This window comes from Aeromonas crassostreae, assembly GCF_054052445.1.
In genome coordinates this window covers 28,831-51,526 of sequence record NZ_JBSTYM010000002.1, presented here as the reverse complement: position 1 = coordinate 51,526, position 22,696 = coordinate 28,831, and the positions used below count along the sequence as shown (strand labels likewise).

20 protein-coding genes and 1 other RNA gene are annotated in these 22,696 nt (G+C 63.7%); 3 read left to right on the top strand and 18 right to left on the bottom strand.

Features of this window, described 5'->3' with window-relative positions:
• Window positions 1-57: 57 nt before the first annotated feature.
• From ACW5W4_RS01855 to rsmI, 18 genes are all read right to left on the bottom strand, one after another.
• Entirely contained in the window at window positions 58-963 is a 906-nt protein-coding gene (locus ACW5W4_RS01855) for a M23 family metallopeptidase (protein ID WP_427261029.1), read from the bottom strand.
• A 140-nt stretch (window positions 964-1,103) separates the two neighbouring features.
• Entirely contained in the window at window positions 1,104-2,027 is a 924-nt protein-coding gene (gene lpxC, locus ACW5W4_RS01850; protein WP_408793882.1) for a UDP-3-O-acyl-N-acetylglucosamine deacetylase, read from the bottom strand.
• Between the two features lie 95 nt (window positions 2,028-2,122).
• Entirely contained in the window at window positions 2,123-3,274 is a 1,152-nt protein-coding gene (gene ftsZ, locus ACW5W4_RS01845; protein ID WP_456688200.1) for a cell division protein FtsZ, read from the bottom strand.
• Between the two features lie 40 nt (window positions 3,275-3,314).
• A complete protein-coding gene (ftsA, locus tag ACW5W4_RS01840) occupies window positions 3,315-4,574 on the bottom strand; it encodes a cell division protein FtsA (RefSeq protein WP_042001690.1) in 1,260 nt (419 codons plus the stop codon).
• Window positions 4,555-5,307 (bottom strand): cell division protein FtsQ/DivIB, encoded by a 753-nt coding sequence (locus ACW5W4_RS01835; protein ID WP_427261031.1) that lies wholly within the window; start codon window positions 5,305-5,307, stop codon window positions 4,555-4,557. The genes ftsA and ACW5W4_RS01835 overlap by 20 nt, the downstream gene beginning before the upstream one ends.
• A gap of 96 nt (window positions 5,308-5,403) precedes the next feature.
• A complete protein-coding gene (murC, locus tag ACW5W4_RS01830) occupies window positions 5,404-6,858 on the bottom strand; it encodes a UDP-N-acetylmuramate--L-alanine ligase (RefSeq protein ID WP_456688199.1) in 1,455 nt (484 codons plus the stop codon).
• Between the two features lie 106 nt (window positions 6,859-6,964).
• Window positions 6,965-8,053, bottom strand: a complete 1,089-nt coding sequence (gene murG / locus ACW5W4_RS01825; RefSeq protein WP_456688198.1) for an undecaprenyldiphospho-muramoylpentapeptide beta-N-acetylglucosaminyltransferase — start codon at window positions 8,051-8,053, stop codon at window positions 6,965-6,967.
• Window positions 8,050-9,234 (bottom strand): cell division protein FtsW, encoded by a 1,185-nt coding sequence (gene ftsW, locus ACW5W4_RS01820; RefSeq protein WP_456688197.1) that lies wholly within the window; start codon window positions 9,232-9,234, stop codon window positions 8,050-8,052. The genes murG and ftsW overlap by 4 nt, the downstream gene beginning before the upstream one ends.
• A complete protein-coding gene (gene murD, locus ACW5W4_RS01815; RefSeq protein ID WP_456688196.1) occupies window positions 9,231-10,514 on the bottom strand; it encodes a UDP-N-acetylmuramoyl-L-alanine--D-glutamate ligase in 1,284 nt (427 codons plus the stop codon). Before murD ends, ftsW begins: the two co-directional genes overlap by 4 nt.
• Window positions 10,515-10,516: 2 nt before the next feature.
• Window positions 10,517-11,599, bottom strand: a complete 1,083-nt coding sequence (gene mraY, locus ACW5W4_RS01810) for a phospho-N-acetylmuramoyl-pentapeptide-transferase (protein ID WP_408793875.1) — start codon at window positions 11,597-11,599, stop codon at window positions 10,517-10,519.
• The gene (locus ACW5W4_RS01805; protein ID WP_456688195.1) at window positions 11,593-12,948 is read right to left on the bottom strand and encodes a UDP-N-acetylmuramoyl-tripeptide--D-alanyl-D-alanine ligase; all 1,356 of its coding nucleotides are present in this window, start codon (window positions 12,946-12,948) and stop codon (window positions 11,593-11,595) included. Before ACW5W4_RS01805 ends, mraY begins: the two co-directional genes overlap by 7 nt.
• Window positions 12,945-14,480, bottom strand: a complete 1,536-nt coding sequence (gene murE / locus ACW5W4_RS01800; RefSeq protein ID WP_456688194.1) for a UDP-N-acetylmuramoyl-L-alanyl-D-glutamate--2,6-diaminopimelate ligase — start codon at window positions 14,478-14,480, stop codon at window positions 12,945-12,947. The genes ACW5W4_RS01805 and murE overlap by 4 nt, the downstream gene beginning before the upstream one ends.
• On the bottom strand, window positions 14,425-16,170 hold the full coding sequence (locus ACW5W4_RS01795; RefSeq protein ID WP_456688193.1) for a penicillin-binding transpeptidase domain-containing protein: 1,746 nt from the start codon (window positions 16,168-16,170) through the stop codon (window positions 14,425-14,427). The genes murE and ACW5W4_RS01795 overlap by 56 nt, the downstream gene beginning before the upstream one ends.
• Complete coding sequence (gene ftsL, locus ACW5W4_RS01790) at window positions 16,167-16,481, bottom strand: cell division protein FtsL (RefSeq protein ID WP_042001660.1); 315 nt, start codon at window positions 16,479-16,481, stop codon at window positions 16,167-16,169. Before ftsL ends, ACW5W4_RS01795 begins: the two co-directional genes overlap by 4 nt.
• A 3-nt stretch (window positions 16,482-16,484) precedes the next feature.
• Window positions 16,485-17,423 carry a 16S rRNA (cytosine(1402)-N(4))-methyltransferase RsmH gene (rsmH, locus tag ACW5W4_RS01785; protein WP_408793867.1) on the bottom strand — a complete coding sequence of 313 codons (939 nt, stop codon included), beginning with the start codon at window positions 17,421-17,423 and terminating at the stop codon, window positions 16,485-16,487.
• Window positions 17,424-17,882 (bottom strand): division/cell wall cluster transcriptional repressor MraZ, encoded by a 459-nt coding sequence (gene mraZ, locus ACW5W4_RS01780; RefSeq protein ID WP_042001653.1) that lies wholly within the window; start codon window positions 17,880-17,882, stop codon window positions 17,424-17,426.
• A 469-nt stretch (window positions 17,883-18,351) separates the two neighbouring features.
• An RNA gene (rnpB, locus tag ACW5W4_RS01775) (RNase P RNA component class A) lies at window positions 18,352-18,737 on the bottom strand.
• 187 nt (window positions 18,738-18,924) lie between these two features.
• Complete coding sequence (gene rsmI / locus ACW5W4_RS01770) at window positions 18,925-19,758, bottom strand: 16S rRNA (cytidine(1402)-2'-O)-methyltransferase (protein WP_427261039.1); 834 nt, start codon at window positions 19,756-19,758, stop codon at window positions 18,925-18,927.
• Window positions 19,759-19,843: 85 nt separating this feature from the next.
• On the opposite strand from rsmI, the gene ACW5W4_RS01765 reads away from it, so the two are divergent.
• Genes ACW5W4_RS01765 through ACW5W4_RS01755 form a run of 3 tightly spaced genes read left to right on the top strand, consistent with a single transcriptional unit; the run spans window position 19,844 to window position 22,685 of the window.
• Window positions 19,844-21,772, top strand: coding sequence for a penicillin-binding protein activator (locus ACW5W4_RS01765; RefSeq protein ID WP_456688192.1), 1,929 nt, complete (start codon window positions 19,844-19,846; stop codon window positions 21,770-21,772).
• Window positions 21,693-22,085, top strand: coding sequence for a YraN family protein (locus ACW5W4_RS01760; RefSeq protein ID WP_456688191.1), 393 nt, complete (start codon window positions 21,693-21,695; stop codon window positions 22,083-22,085). Before ACW5W4_RS01765 ends, ACW5W4_RS01760 begins: the two co-directional genes overlap by 80 nt.
• A 9-nt stretch (window positions 22,086-22,094) precedes the next feature.
• Window positions 22,095-22,685, top strand: a complete 591-nt coding sequence (locus tag ACW5W4_RS01755; RefSeq protein WP_042001540.1) for a D-sedoheptulose-7-phosphate isomerase — start codon at window positions 22,095-22,097, stop codon at window positions 22,683-22,685.
• The last annotated feature ends 11 nt before the right edge of the window (window positions 22,686-22,696 follow it).

Here is a 22,696-nt window from a genome sequence, read left to right as displayed (position 1 = left end):
GGGTACCAACTATTTCTGGTTATAAGGTTCCGTCACTGGAACTGGAGAGAAAAAAACCTAACCCCGTCTGGCATTGAGAAATCGACTGGGGTTGACCTGACGACCATCTTTCAACACTTCGTAATGCAAATGGACCCCGGTCGCCCGACCGGTGCGTCCCATCAGGGCTATCTTCTGGCCCTGATCGACTAGGGTGCCTACCTCCACCAGCAGCTTGGCGTTGTGGGCATAACGGGTCACCAGGCCGTTGCCGTGATTGACCTCGACCATGTTGCCAAATTCCGGGTGGCGCCCAGCCCAGCTGACGATCCCCTTGCCGGTCGCCAGTATGGGGGTGCCCGGCTTGCCACGAAAATCCACACCCTTGTGCATCTTGGCGCGGCCGTTGAAAGGATCGACCCGGCCACCAAAGCCAGAGCTGATCCAGACCCGCTCCTGCTGCACCGGCGAGCCGGAGATGAAGCCCGCGTCAGTGATATGGTGATTGAGCACGAAGGATTCAAGTACCGACAGCTGTTCTTCGCGGCTGCTGAGCTGTTTGCTGAGGTGGGCCATGGAGCTTTGCAGCTCATCCAGGTTCACTTCGAGATCGGCATCATAGGAGGGGCCGCCCATGGGAGGCAGCTCTTTGAAATTGAATTCGTCCGGATCGAGATCCGCCTGTTCGGTCAGGCGCTCGCCGAGGGCATTGAGCCGGCCGAGCTGACCCTGCATGGTCCCCACCTGGGCGGCCAGCATGGCGAGTTGCTCGCGGGCCTGTTCGGTGGTCTGGGTCACCTGTTGCTGCTCGGCCTGGGCCAGGGCGAGCTCGAGGGCCGCCATCTTCTGGTGCCAGCTCTGCCACAGCAGCACGCCTGCCAGCATCAGGGTGGAAAAGAATAAACCGCCGACCCAGGCCAGACGCTGTTTGGGGAAGTGCAGCTTGCGCCGCTGCTTGCCATTGAGGATCAGGGTAATGCTCATAGAAATCTGTCTTCTCGGTCAGGTGAGGCCAGCAGCCTGCACGGGCAATAAAACCGGGAGATAATCGGTATTAAAGGATGGAATAAACAAATGACAGGACGTCGGCGCGGAGAGGAGACCGACGTCCTGTTGCACAGCTATCAGGCCAGAACCAGACCGTTGTCGTAGTAAGCGATGGGCGCTTTGTCGCCCTCCGCCTCGAAGGTCACCAGTTCCCATGCCTCCTGCTGGGCCAGCAGGGCACGCAGCAGCTTGTTGTTCAGGGCATGGCCCGTCTTGTAGGCGCGAAATTCGCCGATGATGCTGCGGTTGCACATGTACAGATCACCAATGGCATCCAGCATCTTGTGTTTGACGAACTCGTCTTCGTAGCGCAGACCATCTTCGTTCAGCACCCGATAGTCATCCAGCACCACGGCGTTTTCCAGGCTGCCGCCCAGGGCCAGGTTCTGGGAACGCAGGTACTCGATGTCGCGCATGAAGCCGAAGGTACGGGCCCGGCTGATCTCCTTGACGAAAGAGGCGCCGGAGAAGTCCAGTACGCAACGCTGGTTGCGGCCTTCGAACACCGGATGCTGGAAGTCGATCTCGAGATCCATTTTGAAGCCGTTGCGATAGGGGTGGAATTCCGCCCACTTGTCGCCGTCTTCCACCCGGATGCTCTGCTTGATCCGCACAAACTGCTTGGGCGCATTCTGTTCACGGATCCCGACTTCCTGCAGCAGGTAGATGAAGGGGTGTGCACTGCCGTCCATCACCGGGATTTCGGGGGCATCAACCTCGACGTAGAGGTTGTCGATCCCCATCCCGGCCAGAGCAGCGGAGAGGTGCTCTATGGTGGAGACACGCACACCGGCCTCATTGACCAGAGCGGTACAGAGTACGGTATCACGCACCTGGTCGGCATTTGCTGGCAGCGCAACCACAGGATTCAGATCGGTACGCAAGTAAACGATCCCTGTGTTCACAGGTGCCGGACGGAACGTCATCGTGACTTTCCGGCCCGAATGCAGGCCCACACCAGTGGCCTGGACACTCGTTTTCAAGGTTCTTTGTCTAATCATGGGCGTATCCACAGCTAAATTCCGGACCAGATGGTCGTTGACGGGCCATCTTAGCACATTCCTTAAACAACAAACAAACCAGCCTCGTTAGAGGCTTAGTCTGCCTGCTTGCGCAGGAAAGCCGGAATATCCAGATAATCCGGTTCGCGACGAGCTTGCGGCTCGGCGTTCACCACCTTGGCCGGGGCGTCTTCCATCACGCGAGACTGCAGGGCTTCGCTGATCAGGGGCTGACGGGCCGGACGCTCTTGAACCATGTTGTTCTTGACCAGCGTGATGTCGCTCTTGCGCTCGGCACCGATACCGGTCGCCACCACGGTCACCCGCAGTTCGTCCTGCATTTCCGGGTCGATTACAGTACCCACCACCACGGTGGCGTTCTCGGAGGCGAAAGCCTTGACCGCGTTGCCCACGGTCTCGAACTCTTCGATGGTCATGTCCATGCCGGCGGTGATGTTGACCAGGATGCCACGGGCACCGGCCAGATCCACGTCTTCCAGCAGCGGGCTGGAGATGGCCTTCTCGGCCGCTTCCTCGGCGCGATCGTCACCGGAGGCGGAACCCGTCCCCATCATGGCGGTGCCCATCTCGCGCATCACGGTACGCACGTCCGCGAAGTCGACGTTGATGAGGCCCGGACGGGTGATCAGCTCCGCAATGCCCTGCACCGCGCCCAACAGCACGTCGTTGGCCGCCTTGAAGGCGTCCAGCAGGGAGATGCCGCGACCCAGCACCTTCAGCAGCTTGTCGTTGGGGATGGTGATCAGGGAGTCGACGTTCTTGGACAGCTCCTCGATACCGTGGGCGGCGAAGCCCATCCGCTTCTTCCCTTCGAAGGAGAACGGCTTGGTCACGACGGCAACGGTCAGTATGCCCATCTCGCGGGCCACCTCGGCCACGATGGGGGCGGCGCCGGTACCTGTACCGCCACCCATGCCGGCGGCGATGAACACCATGTCTGAACCGGTCAGCAGCTCACGCAGCGCTTCCCTGTCTTCCATGGCGGCATCGCGACCCACTTCCGGGTTGGCCCCGGCACCCAGACCCTTGGTGATGCCACCGCCGATCTGCAATGTGGTGTTGGCACTGGAGTTGCGCAGTGCCTGGGCGTCGGTGTTGACGGTAATGAACTCAACACCCTCGATGTTTTGACGAACCATGTGTTCGACGGCATTACCACCGCCGCCACCCACGCCAATCACCTTGATGACGGCTTCGTCCGTGTGGCTATCCATAAATTCAAACATGTTGTCTCTCCGCTTTATTTGCCTGACTCAGCAAAATCTTTTAGAACTCGCCGCGCAACCAGTTGCTGACTCGTTTGACCAGCCCACCGACGCTTGCCTTGGCGGTGTAATCGTTGCTACTGCCTGTGGATTGATGGGTACGGCCGTATTGCAGCAACCCGACCGCGGTCGAGTAGACTGGCGCCTGCACGTAATCGCTCAATCCGCGCACATTCATGGGTTCACCGACCCGGACCTGGCACTGGAACAACTGCTCTGCGCACTCCACTATGCCTTCGATCTGGGCAGCACCGCCTGTCAGTACTACACCGGCGGCCAGCTGATGCTTGACCCCCTGCTGTTTCAATTCACTCTGCACCTTCACCAGCTCGTCATTGATCATGGAGAGCAGCTCGGTGTAGCGGGGTTCGATCACCTCGGCCAGGGTCTGCCGTTGCAGACTGCGGGCCGGGCGTCCGCCGACGCTGGGCACCTCTATGTTGTCTTCCTTGCTCACCAGACGGCCGAGGGCGCAGCCGTAACGCACCTTGATGGCCTCGGCGTCCAGGGGCGGCGTGCCGAAGGCGTAGGCGATGTCGCTGGTGACAGTGCTGCCGGCGTACGGGATCACCTTGGTGTGACGCAGGGCACCGCCGGTAAACAGCGACATGTCCATGGTGCCGCCACCTATGTCCACCACGCAGACACCCAGCTCTTTCTCGTCTTCGGTCAGCACCGCATAGCTGGAGGCCAGGGCCGAGAAGATCAGCTGATCCACCCGCAAGCCCACCTTCTCCACACATTTCTCGATGTTGCGAGCCATGTCGTTGTGGCAGGTGATCAGGTGCACCTTGGCGGCCATCCGCACCCCGGACAGACCGACCGGGTTCTTGATACCCTCCTGATAGTCGATGGCGAACTCCTGGGGCAGCACGTGCAGCACCCGCAGTTCGTCAGACAGACGCACCGACTTGGCGGTATGGATGACGTTGTCCACGTCCTCCTGGGTCACCTCCTCGTCGGAGATGGGCACCATGCCGGTCTCGTTGCGGCAATCGATGTGCTTGCCGGACAGCCCCAGATAGACGGAGCTTATCTGGCAGTCTGCCATCATCTCGGCCTCTTCCACCGCACGGCGCAGGGACTTGACCACGGAATCCAGATCGTTGACCCCGCCCTTGTCCATGCCACGGGAGGTATGGCTGCCCATGCCGATGACATTCAGCTCACCGTCCGGCAGCACTTCTCCCACCAGAACCGCCACCTTGGTAGTGCCGATATCCAGCCCAACAATCAGATTTCTATCTGCGGTTTTGGTCATGCGCTTTCTCTTCGTTCTTCTTCCAGCCAACCGCCATCCCGGTGTCGTATCGAAGGTCCACATAAGCCACTTGCTCACGGGGTTCGATGACAGGGAAGACATCGATAAATCGCTGCAGACGGAGCGCCATATCCGAGCGCCCCACAAACAGTTGAATATTGTTATCCAGCGTCAGCTCCCAGCCGTAACGGGGAGTCAGATTGACCGCCTCCAGCTGGTAGCCACGCTCTGCCAGCTGCGCCTCAAACTGACGGCTGGTCTCCAGTACCTTGGCCGCCTGGTCATCCGGACCGGACAGCTGCATCAAGGGGCTCTTCACCCTGTTGGGGGCGCTGAACACCTCCCCCTTGGCATTGACGAAGCGGTTGCCGTTCCAGCGGGCCGCCACCGCCTGCTCGGTGAGGTAGACCTTGATCTTGTCTGGCCACTTCTTGCGTACCGACACTTGGGCTACCCAGGGCAGGGCCGTCAAGCGCTCCTGCAGTTCATTCACATCCAGCTCGAAGAAGTTGCGTGGCGCATCGCCATCGAGCACGGCGCTGCGCAACTCCTCCGCCTTGATATATTGGTGTTGCCCCTGTACCAGCAAGGCACTGATGGGCAACCGGTTGGCATCTGTCAGCCACTCTTTAACATCCAGCGCACTCTGGTAGAGCCCCATCATCACCAGGAGGAAAAACATGACCCCTATGATGAAGCCACCCTTGGTGCGCCCTTGTGCCCTTGCCTCCACCCGTTATATCCCCGTAAAACGCGGCCAGGCCGCCTGCCGGGCCGGGTGCGCCATTATATAGGCCCCGGCTTGGCGGTCAAAATACTCATTAGGCCCTCAGGCGCCGGATTTCATGCTCTCTATGCTCAATTTCATCTCCCCCAGACGGCGGGCCAGGGCGCCCACGTTGCCGGCCCCCTGGGTCAGCACCAGATCCCCCTCGCCGATGAGGTCCGCGAGCACGGCGGGCACATCCTCCGGGGTGGCGACAAACACCGGCTCCAGGCTGCCACGGGAGCGGATGGAGCGGCACAGGGCGCGGCCATCGGCCCCGGGGATCGGCTCCTCGCCGGCGGCATAGACCTCCAGCATCACCAGCACATCCACCTTGGAGAGCACGTCGGCGAAATCTTCGTAGAGATCCCGGGTACGGCTGTAGCGGTGGGGCTGGAACACCATCACCAGCCGCTTGTCCGGCCAACCGGCACGGGCGGCATTGATGGTCACCTTCACCTCGCTCGGGTGATGGCCATAGTCGTCCACCAGCATGGCCTTGCCACGCCCGGTCTCGAACTCGCCGTATTGCTGGAAGCGGCGCCCCACCCCTTCGAACTTGGCCAGGGCATTGATGATGGCCTCATCGCTGACGCCATCTTCGGTCGCGACCGCGATGGCGGCGGCGGCGTTGAGGGCGTTATGAACACCCGGCAGATTCAGGGTGACGGTCAGCTCGCCGGCCTCTTTGCGACGCACCCGGAAGCGGCTGCGATTGCTGGTCTGCACGAAGTCCAGCACTTGTACGTCGGCATCGTCGCACAGACCGTAGGTCAGGGTCGGGCGCGCGATCTCAGGCAGCATGCCACGGATCACGGGATCGTCAACACATACCACGGCCAAGCCGTAAAAAGGCAGGTTGTGGAGGAACTCGATGAAGGTGGCCTTCAGCCTGGAGAAGTCGCCGCCATAGGTGTCCATGTGATCCGCTTCGATGTTGGTCACGATGGAGACCATGGGTTGCAGATGCAGGAAGGAGGCATCGCTCTCGTCCGCCTCGGCGATCAGATAACGGCTGCTGCCCAGGCGCGCATTGGTGCCTGCGCTGTTGAGCAGGCCGCCGATGACGAAGGTGGGATCCCGGTCCGCTTCGGCATAGATGCTGGCCACCAGACTGGTGGTGGTGGTCTTGCCGTGGGTGCCGGCGATGGCGATGCCGTGGCGAAAACGCATCAGCTCCGCCAGCATCTCGGCGCGGCGCACCACGGGGATGCGCTGCTCCCGGGCGGCCAGCAGTTCGGGGTTGTCGGCCCTGATGGCAGTGGAGACCACCACCACGCTGGCGCCATCCACATGCTCGGCGCTGTGGCCGATGCAGATCTGGGCCCCCAGGCTGGCAAGCCGCTCGGTCACCCCGTTGGTGGCCAGATCCGAGCCGGAGACCTGATAGCCCTCGTTGGCCAGCACCTCGGCAATGCCCCCCATGCCCGCGCCACCTATGCCGATGAAGTGGATGCGGCGCACGCGGCGCATTTCGGGGATCACGGTACGCAGTTTTGCCAGTTCAACCTTGTTCATATTTCTCTCTTTACTCTGCCGTCAGTCCCGCGCGCATCTGCGACGGGGTCTGCGGCCTCAATACATTGAGGGGTAAGACGGCACGGCTTGGCCTGTGCTGTCTTGATCAGCATGCCTTGTCACCGGTGGCGAGCCGCTTGCACTCATCGGCAACCCGCTCTGCGGCATCGACGATGGCGACGCGCCGCGCCGCCTTGGCCATGTTCAACAATATGTCCCTGCGTCCGGCCAGCCAGGCGAGACGCGCCGCCAGGGTCGACGGGCTCAGCTCGGACTGGGGCAGAAACTCTGCCGCCCCGCCATCGACCAGGGTCAGGGCGTTGCGGGTCTGGTGATCGTCCACCGCATGGGGCAGCGGCACGAAGATGGCTGCCACACCGGCGGCGGCCACCTCGGAGACGGTCAGGGCCCCGGCGCGGCACACCACCAGATCGGCCCAGGCGTAGGCATCGGCCATCTCCTTGATGAAGTCGCTCACCTCCGCCTCCTGACCCAGGGCAGCATAGGCAGCGGCAACGGCGTCCCGGTTGCCCTTGCCGGTCTGGTGACGCACCGCGATGGGTACGCCGGCGGCGGCGACCGCGGCGGGCACCTGTTCGTTGAGCACCCGGGCCCCCAGGCTGCCCCCGATGACGAGCAGGCGCAGTGGCGCGGCCCGGGTGCCGATGCGGCTGGCCGGATCCGGCAGGGTGACCACCTCGGGCCGCACCGGATTGCCCACCACGGCGGTGCGACGACTCGGTGCAAAGGCCCCCGGGAAGGCCATCAGGACGCGACTGGCGATGCGGGCCAGCAGCTTGTTGGTCATGCCGGCGGCGGCGTTCTGCTCATGGAGCAGCAAGGGGATGCCAGACAGCCAGGCCGCCACCCCGCCGGGACCGGAGGCGAAGCCCCCCATGCCGAGCACCACGTCCGGCTTGATCGTCTTCAAGACCTGACGGGCCTGCAGGATGGATTTGACGATGCGATAGGGGGCCACCAGCAGTCGCTTGAGGCCATTGCCACGCACCCCCTGAATGTCGATGAAGGAGATGGGGTAGCCGTGGGCCGGCACCAGCTCGGCCTCCATCCGGTCGGCGGTACCGAGCCAATGGATGCGCCAGCCCTGGGCCCTGAGCCTGTCGGCCACCGCCAAGCCGGGGAACACATGGCCCCCGGTACCACCGGCCATTACCAACAACGTCTTGCTACTCACACAACCTCCCGCACGCGCGCCTGGGCACTGGCCTGACGCAATTCGAAATCGATCCGGATCAACATGCTCACCGCCACCGTCATGATGATGAGACTGGAGCCGCCATAGCTGACCAGGGGCAGGGTCAGCCCCTTGGTGGGCATCATGCCGCTGGCGGCGCCGACGTTGACGAAGGTCTGAAAGCTGAACCAGATGCCGATACCGATGGCCAGGTAACCCTCGTAGAGCTTGTCGGCCACCAGGGCCTGGTGACCCAGTTTGAGGGCCTTGATCGCCAGGGCGAAGATGAGGAAGAGGGCGCCGAGCACGCCGAGGTAGCCCAGCTCTTCCCCCAGGATGGCGAACACGAAGTCGGTGTGGGCCTCCGGCAGGTACTCCATCTTCTGGATCGAGTTGCCGAGCCCCTCTCCCAGCCAGCTGCCGCGGCCGAACGCCATCAGGGACTGGGTGAGCTGATAGCCGCTGCCGAAGGGATCGGCCCAGGGGTCGAGGAAGGAGGTGACCCGCCGCATCCGGTAGGGTTCGGCGATGATCAGAGTCACCACTGCGCTGATCCCCACCAGGATGAGGCCGATGAACTGCACCAGGCGCGCCCCGGCCAGGAACAGCATGCCGAGCGAGGTGACGAACATCACGATTACCGAGCCCAGATCGGGTTGGGCCAGCAGCAGGATGGCCACTACGAACAGCACCGCCATGGGCTTCATGAAGCCGATGAAGCGCTCGCGCACCTCGCTCTGGCGCCGCACCAGGTAGCCCGCCAGGTAGACGAACAGGGCCAGCTTGCCGAACTCCGCCGGCTGCAGGTTGAAGGGGCCGAGCGGCAACCAGCGCACCGAGCCGTTGACGCTGCGCCCCACCAGCAGCACCAGCACCAGCATCAGGATGGCGAGCAGCAGCATGGGGCCGTTGTAGTGTTGCCAGCGGGCCATGGGCACCTGCAGCACGAACCAGGAGATACCCAGCGCCATCACCAGGAACATGCCGTGACGCTTGACGAACATGAAGGGATCCCCTGCCAGGGCGATCCCTTCCGGAATGGAGGCGGAGGCCACGATCACCAGCCCTACCGTCATCAGGGAGAGGGCCAGCACCACCAGCTGCCGATCGTAGAGCGCACCGGGCCTGGCGGGAAGCAGGAGCCGCTGCAGCAAGCCGAGGGTCGCGCGCAGGGCGTTCATAGGGCCATCACTCGTTCGGTGAAGCGATCGCCGCGGGCTTCGAAGGAGGCGAACTGATCCAGGCTGGCGCAGGCGGGGGCCAGCAGCACCCAGTCACCAGGCCTGGCGTCCAGCGCCGCCTTGGCGACGGCGGCATCCAGGTCCGCCACCTGCTCGGTCTGCTCGCCCAGGGCCAGCAGCCGCTCGGCATCCTGACCGAAGCAGTACATGTGATCGATCTGGTGGCCGAGCAGCGCCTGGATGGGGCCGAAATCCTGTCCCTTGCCCTGGCCACCGGCCAGCAGCAGCAGACGCCCCTTGACGGCTTCACGCACCCCGGCCACGGCGGCCAGGGTCGCGCCCACGTTGGTGGCCTTGGAGTCGTTGATCCAGCGTACCCCGTTCACTTCGCGCACGAAGCGGGCACGGTGGGGCAGACCCTCGAAGCGGCGCAGCACGGCGAGCTGGGGTTCACGGGGGATGCCAACCGCATCGCACAGGGCCATGGCCGCCAGGGCATTGGCCTGATTGTGGGCGCCGACTATCTTCATCTCGCTCACCGGGAGGAGCGGCTCGCCGTGCAGGGTCAACCAGAGCTCGCCATCGAACTCGCCACGGCCATAGGCATTGCCGTCGAGGCCGAAGCTGCTCCAAAGTTCTCCCACGTCGGGCAGGGTCAGGGCATCGTCCCGGTTCACCAGGATGTGCTGGGAGTGCTGATGGATCTCCTGCTTGGCGGCGCGGTAATCGGCCATGCCGGCATAGCGATCCATGTGATCCTCACTGAGATTGAGTACCACGGAGGCGGCGGCGCGCAGGCTGTGGGTGGTCTCGAGCTGGAAGCTGGAGAGCTCCAGCACGCAGAGATCCATGGGCTGCTTGAGCAGGCTCAGGGCCGGGGTGCCGATATTGCCGCCCACCCCCACCTTGAGGCCCGCCTCGGCGATCATCTCGCCCACTAGCGTGGTGACCGTGCTCTTGCCGTTGGAGCCTGTGATGGCGATGACGGGGGTACTGGTCTCGCGCACGAACAGCTCTATGTCACCGACGATGTCGATGCCGCGCTCGGCGGCGGCTTTCAGCGCCGGGGTCGCCAGGGCGATGCCCGGGCTCGCGACGATGAGGTGTGCCTGGGTGAGCAGGGCTTCATCCAGCCCCTCGCGCAGCTCGACCCCGGCCGGCAGCTGGTCGCGGCCGGGGGGATGCTGGCGGGTGTCCATCACCAGGGGCGTCACGCCACGGCCGAGGAAGTAATCGACGCAGGAGAGACCGGTTTTGCCCAAACCCAGGATGATGACCATGATCAACGCACCTTCAGGGTGGCGAGACCCAGCAGCACCAGCATCAGGGTGATGATCCAGAAGCGCACTATGACGCGCGGCTCGGGCCAGCCCTTCTTCTCGTAGTGGTGGTGGATGGGGGCCATGCGGAAGATACGCACGCCGCGTAGCTTGTAGGATCCCACCTGCAGGATCACCGAGACCGTCTCCATCACGAAGACACCGCCCATGATCACCAGCAGAAACTCCTGGCGCACCAGCACGGCGATGGTGCCAAGGGCTCCGCCGAGGGCCAGGGAACCCACGTCTCCCATGAACACCTGGGCCGGATAGGTGTTGAACCAGAGAAAGCCCAGGCCCGCCCCCACGATGGCGGTACAGACGATCACCAGCTCGGAGGTGTAGGGCACATAGGGAATGTGCAGGTAGTTGGCGAAGTTGACGTTGCCGGTGGCCCAGGCGATGAGGGCGAAGCCCCCCGCCACCATCACGGTGGGCATGATGGCCAGGCCATCGAGACCATCGGTCAGATTGACCGCGTTGGAGGTACCGACGATGACGAAGTAGGTCAGTATGATGAACATCAGGCCGAGCTGGGGCATCACGTCCTTGAGGAAGGGCACCACCAGCTGGGTCTGGCCGTCGTGGGTCGCGGTGGCATAGAGGAAGACCGCCACGGCCAGGGCGACCGCCGACTGCCAGAAGTACTTCCAGCGGGCGATCAGGCCGTCGGTGTTCTTGCGCACCACCTTGAGGTAGTCGTCGGCAAAGCCGATGGCGCCGTAGGCGCCAAGCACGAACAGCACCAGCCAGACATAGGGGTTGTCGAGGCGGCTCCAGAGCAGCACCGAGATGAAGATGGCGGCGATGATCATCAGGCCGCCCATGGTCGGGGTGCCCCGCTTGCTGAGGTGGGACTCGGGGCCGTCGTTGCGGATCACCTGGCCGAATTTCAGGATCTGCAGGCGGCGGATGAGGCGCGGCCCCATCCAGAGCGCCACCACCAGGCCGGTGATGATCGACAGGATGGCGCGAAACGTCAGGTAGGAGAAGACGTTGAAGAAGGTGAAGTGCGGGGTGAGCAGTTCTGCCAGCCAGACTAGCATGAGGCTTGCTCCTGATGGTCGGCGACCATGTTGACGATATCTTCCATGCGCGAACCCCGCGCCCCTTTCACCAGAATGGCGATGCTTTGTTCTGTCGTGATCATCTGTGCCAGCACGTCATAGAGAGACGCCTTGTTATCGAAATGTCGGCCGCCCGCGGCGTCTGCGGTATGGCGGCTCTCCTCGCCGACCGTGAGCACGGCATCCAGCCCGCACGCGCGGGCATGGTGGCCGACCCGGGCGTGCTGCTCGGCCGAGCCCTCGCCCAGTTCTCGCATGTCGCCGAACACCAGCACCTTGTAGCCACCCATGGCGGTCAAGGCATCGATGCCCGCCAGCACGGACTCCACGCTGGCGTTGTAGGTGTCATCTATCAGGGTCAGGCCACCCCAGCGGCGCACGCAGAAGCGCCCCTTGACCGGTGCCATCTGCTCCAGCCCCGCCTTGACTGAGGCAAGCGAGGCCCCCAGCGCCAGACAGCCGGCCGCGGCGGCCAGGGCGTTGGCCACGTTGTGGCGACCGGGAATGGCCAGGGTCAGGTTGACTTCCCCCTGGGGAGTCACCATCACGAACCCGGCACACCCCTGCTCGTTGAGCACTATGTCGCGGGCGTGGAAGGGCTGGCTCGGGTCCTCGAGGGAGAAGGCGCAGCGGATGCCCTTTTCACGCCACTTCGGCCAGAACGCGTTGTCGGCATTGACGATGGCGCTGCCGCCCTCGCGCAGGCCCTCAAAAATTTCGCTCTTGGCGTGGAACACCCCTTCCAGGGAGCCGAAGCCTTCCAGATGGGCCGCCGCCACGTTGTTGATGATGGCGGCATCGGGCCGGGCCAGGGAGGTGGTCCAGGCGATCTCGCCCGGGTGGTTGGCCCCCAGCTCCATCACCGCAAACTGGTGCTGCGGCTCGAGGCGCAGCAGGGTGAGCGGCACCCCCACCTCGTTGTTGAAGTTGCCGGCGGTGGCCAGCACCTCCCCCTCACAGCGCAGGATGGCGGTCGCCATCTCCTTCACCGTGGTCTTGCCGCAGCTGCCGGTGATGGCGAGCACTTTCGGGTTGATGCGCTCGCGCACCAGCTTGCCGAGGCGCCCCAACCCCTTGAGGCTGTCGTTCACCACCAGCTGGGGAATGGCCAGGGGCAGTTCACGCTCCACCAGCAGGGCAGAGGCCCCCGCCAGCACCGCCTGATCGCAGAAATCGTGGGCGTCGAACCGCTCGCCGCGCAGGGCCACGAACAGGGCACCGGCGCCCAGGGTGCGGGTGTCGGTGCTGACGGCGGTGATCTCGTGATCGCCGCCAATCAGGCGGGCATCGAGCGCCCGGGCCAGTTCGGCAAGCCTGAGGGTCATCATCTGAATGACTCCATTAATGTGTGCAACGCGGCCGCGACGGTTTCCCGGTCGCTGTAGTGCCGCTTGTCTTTGCCAATGATCTGATAATCCTCGTGACCTTTGCCGGCCACCAGGATGATGTCCTCTTTGCTCGCCTGCGCCAGCGCCAGCCCTATGGCCTTGACCCTGTCGTGCTCTATGGTCACGGCGCCAGGATCGGCAAGACCCGCCACCATGTCGGCCATGATGCGGGCCGGCGATTCGGTACGGGGATTGTCATCGGTCAGGATCACGCAGTCCGCATGCAGCTCGGCCACGGCGGCCATCATGGGACGCTTGCCGCGATCGCGGTCGCCACCGCAACCGACGATGCACCACAGCCGCCCCTCGCAGTGCACCCGCAGGGCCTGCAGCGCCTTCTCCAGCGCATCCGGGGTGTGGGCATAATCGACCACCGCCAGCGGCGCATCGCCGCCGCCGAAACACTCCATGCGACCTGTTACCCCCTGCAGGCGGGGGGCGGTGGCGATCAGCTGCTCGAACCCGTGGCCGAGCACCAGCATGGCCCCCATGGCCGCCAGCACATTGCTGACGTTGAAGCGGCCGAGCAAGGGGGCGGATAATACACCATTCCCCCAGCTGGAGTTAATGGTTGAACTGAATCCCTGCTGATGAAATTGGGGATGCTGCGCCGTCAACTGTCGCCCTGGATGGTTTTCAATCGGGCCATTGGTGCCGAAGGCCACCGCCTGGGGATAACGGGCCAGCCATTCGCGGCCCAGCGGGTCGTCGTCATTGATGACGGCACAGTGCTCATCGACCTGCTTGAGCAGCAGCGCCTTGGCCTCGCCATAGGCGGCCATGGAGCCGTGATAGTCGAGATGATCCCGGCTCAGGTTGGTGAAGACGGTGGCGGCGAAGTGGAGATCCGCCACCCTGTGCTGCACCAGACCATGGCTGGAAACCTCCATGGCCACCAGGCTGGCGCCCTGGTCGCGCAGGGCGGCCAGATTGGCCTGCACCTCGAGGGCGCTGCCGGTGGTGTTGGCGGCTTCCACCAGCTCGCCGAACAGGCCATTGCCTATGGTGCCCATCACGGCCGCCTTGCCGGCCCCGCTCTGCTCGGCGAGCAGGCTGTGCCAGTTGGCCACCAGCAGCGCCGTGGTGCTCTTGCCATTGGTGCCCGTGATGCCGATCAGTTGCAGCGCCCTGGCCGGATCGCCGAAGAAGCGCCCGGCCAGGGCACTGAGCCTGGCGGGCAGGTCGCCCATGCCGATGCAGGGGATCGCCAGCGCCGGGGGCAGGAAGGCGCCGTCATCTTCGAACAGCACGGCGCTCGCCCCCCGGGCCGCCGCCTGCTCGATGAACTGCCTGCCGTCGGCCTGATGCCCCTTGAGTGCCACGAACAGGCAACCCGGGCCGACCCGTCGGCTGTCGAGCTGCATGTCGGTCAGGGGGAGCGCCTGGGCTTCGATGCCGAAGGGGCGCACCAGCGCATCAAGTGTGAGGGACAACGGCGGCCTCCAGTCGGGCGAGTGAGGGGGGCGGCGCATTGGGCACCGCATCGGGACGAATGTTGTAGAGCTGCAGCACGCCGCCCATGGCTTCGGCAAAGGGCGGGGTCGCCACGGCACCGCCGTAATAGGCACTGCCCTTGGGCTCGTTGACCACCACCACCATGACGAAGCGGGGGTTGCTGGCCGGGGCGAAGCCGGCAAACCAGGCCATGTAGTCCTTGCCGTAGCCGCCGGCGACGGCGACCTTGGCGGTGCCGCTCTTGCCGCCGACGCGGTAGCCGGGCACCTTGGCCTTGGGAATGGCGTTGTCGACCACGAACTCCAGGGCCTGCATCATGGCCTTGGCATTGTTGTGGTCGATGACCTGCTCACCCTGGGGCGCCTTGTCCAGCTTGATGGTGGAGATGGGCACCCGCTTGCCCTGGTTGGCCAGGGTGGCATAGGCGGAGGCCAGCTGCAGCGGGGTGACCCGCAGGCCGTAGCCGAACGACAGGGTGGCCCGCTCGATATCGGACCAGCGCCGGCGCTGGGGCAGCATCCCCAGGCTCTCGCCGATCAGGCCGCTGCCGGTGTCATTGCCAAAGCCGAACAGGCTGAGGGTGTTGATCATCTCCTGGGCCGGCATGCGCAGGGCGATGCGGGACATGCCGATGTTGGAGGAGTAACGCAGGATGTCGAACAGGTTGTTGGCGTTGTGGATGCTGACATCACGGATCTGCTTGGCCCCGATATAGAGGGGGCCGCCCTGGATGTGATCCTTCCAGCTCGTCACCCCGGCCTGCAGGGCGCTGAGCAGGATCAGCGGCTTGACGGTGGAACCCGGCTCATAGGTGTCCGTCACCACCCGGTTGCGCACCCGGAAGCTCTGGTACTGACCCCGGTTGTTAGGGTTGTAGGAGGGGGTGTTGACCATGGCCAGCACCTCCCCCGTCTTCACATCCAGCATCACCAGGGAGCCGGACGTGGCCTTGTTCTCGTCGGTGGCCCGTTTCAGGGCGCGATAGGCCAGGGCCTGCACCCGCTGATCGATGCTCAGGGCCAGGTTGTTGGCGTTCTTGCCCTCCTTGACCACGCCGAGCCGCTCTATGACCCGGCCCTGTCTGTCCTTGCGCACCCGCTGCTCGCCCGGGGTCGCGCTCAGCCACTGATCGTAGCTGCGCTCGATCCCCTCTATGCCATGGCCATCTATGTTGGTCACCCCCACCAGGTGGGCGCTGATCTCCCCCGTGGGGTAGAAACGGCGCGACTCGGGACGCAGGAAGACGCCCCCCAGCTTGAGGCCCTTGATGTACTCGGCCACGGCCGGGGTCACCTGACGCTGCAGATAGACGAAGCGCTTCTTGGGGTTGGAGATGCGGTGCTTGAGGGTGTTGATATCGACCTTGAGCACGGCGGAGAGGGCCAGCCAGGCCCGCTCGTTGTGGATGGAGCCGGACTCGTGGACCGTCTTGGGATCGGCCCAGACCGCCTCGACCGGCACCGAGACCGCCAGCTGCTCGCCGTTGCGATCCGTGATCATGCCGCGCACCGCCTGGGTCGAGGTGGTGCGCAGGGAGCGCATGTCTCCCTCCTGGCGCAACCGGTCCGGGCTTATGACCTGGATCCAGGCCAGACGCAGGATCAGGCCGACAAACGCTATCCCGATGAACAACACCAGGGTGCGAAAACGCCATGGGTAGAGTGACGGGGCTTTGACCTGCGCCTTGGCGGGCGTCTTGCGTTTCATGGTTGGCTGATTACCTTCTCGGTGGTCACCAGGGGGCGAGCCATCTGCAACTTGTCCATGGCCAGTGCCGCCACCCGGGAGTGCTCGGCCAGGGTGCCCTGCTCCAGCAAGAGGTGGCGCCACTCTATGTTGAGCCTGTCCTCCTCGGCCATGAGATCGTTCTGGGTCGAGGTCATCACCCGGGTCATGTTGGTCACTAGGATCACCGCGAAGCAGGTGACCAGCACGGCAATGGCCAGGGCCAGCTGCAGCTTGTGACGCCAGAGGTCCTGCACTATCTCCTTGCCGAGGTGGACGCGAAACTCACTCATGACTCACTCCGCCAGCCGCTCTGCGACCCGCAGCACAGAGCTGCGGGACCGGGTGTTTTCGGTGATTTCGTGTTCCGACGGCTTGAGCGCCTTGCCCACCGATTTCAGCTTGCGGCCACCGGCCAGCTGGGCTTCGGTCAGGGGGATGCCCCGCGGCACCTCCGGCCCCTTCTCATGCTTGCGGATGAAGTGTTTGACCAGCCTGTCTTCCAGGGAGTGGAAGCTGATGACGGAGAGGCGCCCCTCGGGGGCCAGTGCCTGCAGGGCACCATCCAGCGCCGTTTCTATCTCGTCCAGCTCGCTGTTGATATAGATGCGGATGGCCTGGAAGCTGCGGGTGGCCGCGTGCTTGCCCTTCTCCTTGCTCGGGTTGACCCTGGCAATCATCTCCGCCAGCTGGCGGGTGCGCACATAGGGTTCGGTCGCCCGATCGTGGACGATGGCGCGGGCTATCTTCTTGGCGAAACGCTCCTCGCCGAAGGTCTTCAATACCCAGGCGATGTCATCCACGTCGGCCTTGGCCAGCCACTGCGCCGCGCTCTGGCCCGTGGTGGGGTCCATGCGCATGTCGAGGGGGCCGTCCTTCATGAAGCTGAAGCCGCGCTCGGCATCGTCCAACTGGGGGGAAGAGACCCCCAGATCCAGCAGGAAGCCGTTGACCTTGCCCAGCAGACCGCGATCGGCCAGGTAGCCGGTGATCCCGGAGAAGGGACCGTGCACTATCTCGAAACGGGGATCCTGGATCTTGGCGGCTTCGGCGATGGCCTGAGGATCGCGGTCAATCGCGATCAGACGGCCATTGGGACCGAGTTTTTGCAAGATGAGACGGGAGTGACCGCCACGGCCAAAGGTGCCGTCGACGTAGATGCCGTCCGGCTGGATGGCCAGACCTTCGACGGCTTCGTGCAACAGCACTGTGATATGTTCAGCGGCTTGGCTCATTTATAGCGAGAAATCCTGTAAGCGATCCGAGCCGGCCCAGTCATCCTCGGGCAGGCTCGCGATATCGGTATCGATCTGATGTTGCCAGCGGGCTTCGTCCCACAGCTCAAACTTGTTGAGCTGGCCCACCAGCATGATTCTCTTGTCCAGCCCGGCATGGGTGCGCAAGGGCTGGGAGAGCAGAAGACGGCCATTGCCGTCCAGTTCACATTCGGTCGCGTGCCCCAGCAACAGGCGCTGCAGACGGCGTTGCGCGGGATCCATGCTGGAGAGCGTCTTCAGCTTGCGTTCTATCTCCTCCCATTCATGCAGGGGGTAGAGCAGCAGGCAGGGGTGGGCAATATCTATGGTGCAGACCAGCTGGCCGTCGCATTCGTCGCGCAGCCAGTCACGGAACTTGGTCGGAATCGCCAATCGCCCTTTGACATCCAGGCTGATGGCGTGAGCGCCACGCAACAAATTTGCCATCCCCGATGAATAAATGGTGGGTCTCTGCCCAGAAAAACCACTTTGATCCACTTTTCTCCACTGTGAAGTTTAAGGACGAGTAAAGGGCTTTTCAAGCAAGGATCCTTGTGGCGGGGAACATATTGACGCAGCGTTTGGCAGGCTCGGATTAAGCGGGTTGATTTTCCACGAGTTATTTCAGGGAAAGTGCATGCGATTAATGTGAGTCCCCATGAAAGAGGCCCGCGATTCAGGGGGAAATAATAAAGCGATAGAGGATCAAGGTACACTCGAAGCCTATTTATACCCGGATGACGGGACGGGCAAGACGAGGGGACCAGTCGAGTTGAAGCGACCAAAATGGGCGGGAACTGTATTACAAAATCGAAAAAGGCGCCATCGGGCCGAACCGGGCCCATAAAGAAAAATCCCGGACCAGAAGGTACCGGGATTCTTGTGGGTAGCATCTACCCTGGAATAAGGTCGGAGTCGGCCTGTAAGCCGGGTTCTGTACCGGGTTGCCCCGGTGACAATCATTCCTCTAGGCCAGCAATCGCTCACTGGCTCCAGCAACCTACCCGCCCCCAACGCGGGCCGCGCCAATAGGGGCCTATTTGGTCTTGCTTCGGGTGGAGTTTACCGTGCCACGAACTGTTGCCAGTCGCGCGGTGCGCTCTTACCGCACCCTTTCACCCTTACCTGATCCCTTGCGGGCCATCGGCGGTTTGCTCTCTGTTGCACTGGTCGTAGGCTCACGCCCCCCAGGCGTTACCTGGCACCCTGCCCTATGAAGCCCGGACTTTCCTCCCCTCCGCCCGTCTGTCCCGAGGGACACAACGACGAAGCAGCGATTGTCCGGCCGACTCCGAGGCGCGGATTATAGCCCTGCCCCGCCGCCCGGGTAAACCGGCAATTGCCCTTTCGCCGGATTAATCGTGCCCGAGACCATATTGGCAGAGGAGATTCGCCTTCATCCTGTGGATGCCGGCGGTCAGGGCTGCTCTCTTTGTGTTCGAATGATGTTCGGATGGAGCACCCCTGCCTTCAATCGGGCTCAATAATGCTCCAGGCCGTATTTGTAGAGGGCATTCTTCTTCACGCCGTGGATGTCGGCGGTCAGGGCCGCCGCTTTTTTCAGGGGCAGCTCGGCCACCAGCAGTCCCAGGGTGCGGATCGCCTCGGCAGGCAATGCTTCATCCAGCTTGCTGGCACCGGCGACCACCAGCACGATTTCGCCGCGGCAACGGTTCTCGTCCTCCCCCAGCCAGGCCAGCATCTCGGAGGCGGGCAGGCCGTGAATGGACTCGAAGGTCTTGGTCAGCTCGCGGCACACCACCACCTGACGCTCCCCCAGGATGCGGGCGATGGCCTCCACCGTCTCCTGGACCCGACGCGGAGACTCATAAAACACCAGAGAACGGGTGTCTTCGATGACGGCCTGCAGCCTGTCATCGCGCCCCTTGGTTTTCGCCGGCAGGAACCCTTCGAAGGCGAAGCGGTCGGTGGGCAGACCGGCGGCGGAGAGCGCCGTGATGGCGGCGCAGGGACCCGGCAGCGGCACCACCTTGACCCCGGCCTCGCGACAGCGGGTGACCAGGTGGTAGCCGGGGTCGCTGATGAGGGGGGTACCCGCATCCGAGACCAGGGCGACGCTCTTGCCCTCCTTGATCTTCGCTATCAGGACGTCGGCCTTCTGCTGTTCGTTGTGGTCATGAAGGGGGAAGGTCGCCACCGAGATCTGGTAGTGATGCAGCAGTATGCCGGTGTGACGGGTATCTTCCGCCGCCACCAGATCGACACGGCGCAGGGTGTCCAGGGCGCGCTGGGTGATATCCGCCAGATTGCCTATGGGGGTGGGGACTATATAGAGGGTTGGGGTATCACTCATGGGATCTCCGAGCGTCCCGACAATTGTGTCGCCATATTGGCCCGTTTACACTATGGGGAACTTCAACACTGGTCGGGGAATAAACTTGAACCGGGTTACAAAGCAGCTAAGTGTATCACGACTCTTCGGCATCCTACTCGCGGCCTTGCTGCTCGCGGGTTGTGCGTCGGAACCCAATCAACCGTCAGGGCAGGAAGGGGGCCTCTCCGCCTTCGCCAAACTGACCCAGACCCCGGATGCCTATCTCGCCAAGGTGGACCCGGCCAAGCCGGACGAAGCCTTCATCTGGCAGGCCCTGGCCGCTCGCAGTTATCTGGCCCAGGGTCAGATCAATCCGGCCCAGGCCCTGTTGCAGCAGTTGCAAAAGCAGGCAAAAACCCCGCAGCAGCAGGCTCAGGCCCAGCTGCTGGAGGCTCATCTGCTGCTGGCCCAGGGCAATGCCAACCAGGCCTTGATCCTGCTGGAGGCCAAGCCGGCGGTGGCGCTCGATGGCGATACCCAGCGTGACTGGTATCGTCAGCGCACCGTGCTGCAGCTCGACATCAACAACAAGTTTGGCGCCGCCAAGTCATTGATCCTGCTCGAGCCCTACCTGAGCCAGGGGGACATCGCCACCAACCACAAGCAGATCTGGTCCCTGCTCAAAAGCATGACCCCCTCCACCCTGCTGGCGCTGGAAGAGGCGCCTGCCCCTGATGTGGTCACCGGCTGGCTGCGACTGGCGGCCCTGGTCAACGAGTTTGGCGCCCAGCCGAGCCAGCTGGCCCGCCAGCTCGATGGCTGGAAGCGTAACTTCCCGAACCACCCCGCCCAGCAGGACATGCCGGCCGGTCTCGGCGACCTGGCCAGCACGGCGGGGCTTGCTCCCCAGCAGATCGCCGTCCTGCTGCCCCTGTCCGGCAATCTGGAACAGCAGGGGTCGGCTATTCGCAACGGCATGCTGATGTCCTACAAGGAGCAGGGCGGACAATACAGCCTGAACTTCTACGACACCCAGACCAAGGCCGTCGGCGATCTCTACCGGCAAGCCCTCCAGGATGGAGCCGACATGATCATAGGCCCCCTGCTCAAGGACAGGGTCGACGAGCTGCTCAAGCTCAACCCGACCGTGCCCGTGCTCGCCCTGAACGAGCTGGACAAGCCGGTGGTCAATGACAATACCTTCTACTTCTCCCTCTCCGCCGCCGCCGATGCGAGCCAGGCCGCCAGCTACCTGTTTGGCCAGGGCTATCGCAAGCCCTTGCTCATCGCCGCTCAGGGCCGCATCGGCTATGGCAGCATCAAGGCGTTCGAGCAGACCTGGAACGGCCTGAGCCAGGACAAGCCGGTGGTCGCCACCTTTGGCTCGCGCAAGGAAGTACCCGGCATGGTGAAGAATGCCCTCAGTGGCCGCTCCACCGCCCGGGCCGGCGAGATAGTGCAGCTCAGCGATGAGACGCCCCGCAGCATAGACGTGGTCTACCTGGTCGCCAACAACCTGGAGACCCGGATGGTGAAGCCCTATGTGGATATCTCGGTCAATCCCATGGGCAGCCTGCCCATCTACACTGGGCCGCGCGGTTATGACAGCGGCGCCACCGAGGTCACCTCCGAGCTCAACGGCCTGCACATCGGCGACATGCCGCTGATGCTGGGCGAATTCAACGAGCTGCGCGGCAAGGCACAGCTGCTCTGGCCACAGACCCAGGGCGATCTGCTGCGCCTGTTCGCCCTCGGCTATGACGCCATCAGCCTGAGCCCCAACCTGATGCAGATGCGCAGCGTCGGCGCCATGAAGCAGGCGGGCCTGAGCGGCCAGCTCAGCGTCGGCCCGGACGGGGTGATACAGCGTGAACAGAGCTGGGCCACCTATCGGGATGGCTCACTGCTCGACGCCGCCGGCAACCCCATCGGCATGGCGCAACCCCAGCTCCCCGACACCCCGGAGTCCAGCGATGAAGAACCGGCTCAAGCCCCTGATACAGCGTTGCCTGAACCTGTTTCAGACGCCGCAGACACCGGGTCAACACTTTGAGTCAGCCGCGGCGGACTGGTTGCAGGCCCGGGGCCTGCAACTGATCAGCCGCAACTACCGCTGCCGGGGTGGTGAACTGGATCTCATCATGCGCCAGGGCGAGACCCTGGTGTTTGTCGAGGTCAGATACCGGGCTGATGGCGGCCATGGCGGCGCCGCCGCCTCGGTCACCCCTGCCAAACGGCGCAAGCTCATGCTGGCCGCGCGCCACTATTTGACGCACCATGGCATCAACGAGGCCAGCCAGGCCTGTCGATTCGATGTGCTGGCGTTCGAGGGCAACCAGCCTGACTGGATCCAGAACGCATTTTAAGAGGACCCCATGACAGATCGCATCAAAGAGAATTACACGGAAAGCATTCAAACCAAGATCGCCGCCGCCGAGGCGCTGCCGGATGCCATTCACACCGCCGCCCAGATGATCACCATCTGCCTGCTCAACGGCCACAAGGTGCTGGCCTGCGGCAATGGTCCCTCCGCCGCCCTGGCCCAGCTGTTCATCAGCGAGCTGGTCAACTGCTACGAGACCCAGCGCCCCTCCCTGCCCGGCATGGCCCTGACGGCAGACATGGCCACCATCAGCGCCGTCGCCACCGACCATGGCTTCGAAGAGGTCTATGCCAAGCAGATCCGCGCCCTGGGTCAACCCGGCGACATTCTGGTGGTCATCACCACCACGGGCAACAGCCGCAGCCTGATCAAGGCCGCCGAGGCCGCCCTCTCCCGCGACATGACCATAGTCGTGCTCGGGGGCGGCGATGGTGGCGAGATGGCCGGCCTGCTCGGCCCGAATGACGTGGAGATCCGGGTTCCCTCCTCCCGCCGGCCACGCATTCTGGAAGTCAACCTGTTGACCCTGCACTGCCTGTGTGATCTCATCGATCAGACGCTTTTCCCGCAACAAGAGGACTGACATCTTGAAAA

Excerpts from the sequence above, each read along its gene's own strand:
- ACW5W4_RS01855 (WP_427261029.1), bottom strand. The coding sequence starts at position 963 with ATGAGCATTACCCTGATCCTCAATGGCAAGCAGCGGCGCAAGCTGCAC.
- lpxC (WP_408793882.1), bottom strand. The coding sequence starts at position 2,027 with ATGATTAGACAAAGAACCTTGAAAACGAGTGTCCAGGCCACTGGTGTG.
- ftsZ (WP_456688200.1), bottom strand. The coding sequence starts at position 3,274 with ATGTTTGAATTTATGGATAGCCACACGGACGAAGCCGTCATCAAGGTG.
- ftsA (WP_042001690.1), bottom strand. The coding sequence starts at position 4,574 with ATGACCAAAACCGCAGATAGAAATCTGATTGTTGGGCTGGATATCGGC.
- murC (WP_456688199.1), bottom strand. The coding sequence starts at position 6,858 with ATGAACAAGGTTGAACTGGCAAAACTGCGTACCGTGATCCCCGAAATG.
- ftsW (WP_456688197.1), bottom strand. The coding sequence starts at position 9,234 with ATGAACGCCCTGCGCGCGACCCTCGGCTTGCTGCAGCGGCTCCTGCTT.
- murD (WP_456688196.1), bottom strand. The coding sequence starts at position 10,514 with ATGGTCATCATCCTGGGTTTGGGCAAAACCGGTCTCTCCTGCGTCGAT.
- mraY (WP_408793875.1), bottom strand. The coding sequence starts at position 11,599 with ATGCTAGTCTGGCTGGCAGAACTGCTCACCCCGCACTTCACCTTCTTC.
- ACW5W4_RS01805 (WP_456688195.1), bottom strand. The coding sequence starts at position 12,948 with ATGATGACCCTCAGGCTTGCCGAACTGGCCCGGGCGCTCGATGCCCGC.
- murE (WP_456688194.1), bottom strand. The coding sequence starts at position 14,480 with ATGCGCCGCCCCCCTCACTCGCCCGACTGGAGGCCGCCGTTGTCCCTC.
- ACW5W4_RS01795 (WP_456688193.1), bottom strand. The coding sequence starts at position 16,170 with ATGAAACGCAAGACGCCCGCCAAGGCGCAGGTCAAAGCCCCGTCACTC.
- ftsL (WP_042001660.1), bottom strand. The coding sequence starts at position 16,481 with ATGAGTGAGTTTCGCGTCCACCTCGGCAAGGAGATAGTGCAGGACCTC.
- rsmH (WP_408793867.1), bottom strand. The coding sequence starts at position 17,423 with ATGAGCCAAGCCGCTGAACATATCACAGTGCTGTTGCACGAAGCCGTC.
- rsmI (WP_427261039.1), bottom strand. The coding sequence starts at position 19,758 with ATGAGTGATACCCCAACCCTCTATATAGTCCCCACCCCCATAGGCAAT.
- ACW5W4_RS01760 (WP_456688191.1), top strand. The coding sequence starts at position 21,693 with ATGAAGAACCGGCTCAAGCCCCTGATACAGCGTTGCCTGAACCTGTTT.
- ACW5W4_RS01755 (WP_042001540.1), top strand. The coding sequence starts at position 22,095 with ATGACAGATCGCATCAAAGAGAATTACACGGAAAGCATTCAAACCAAG.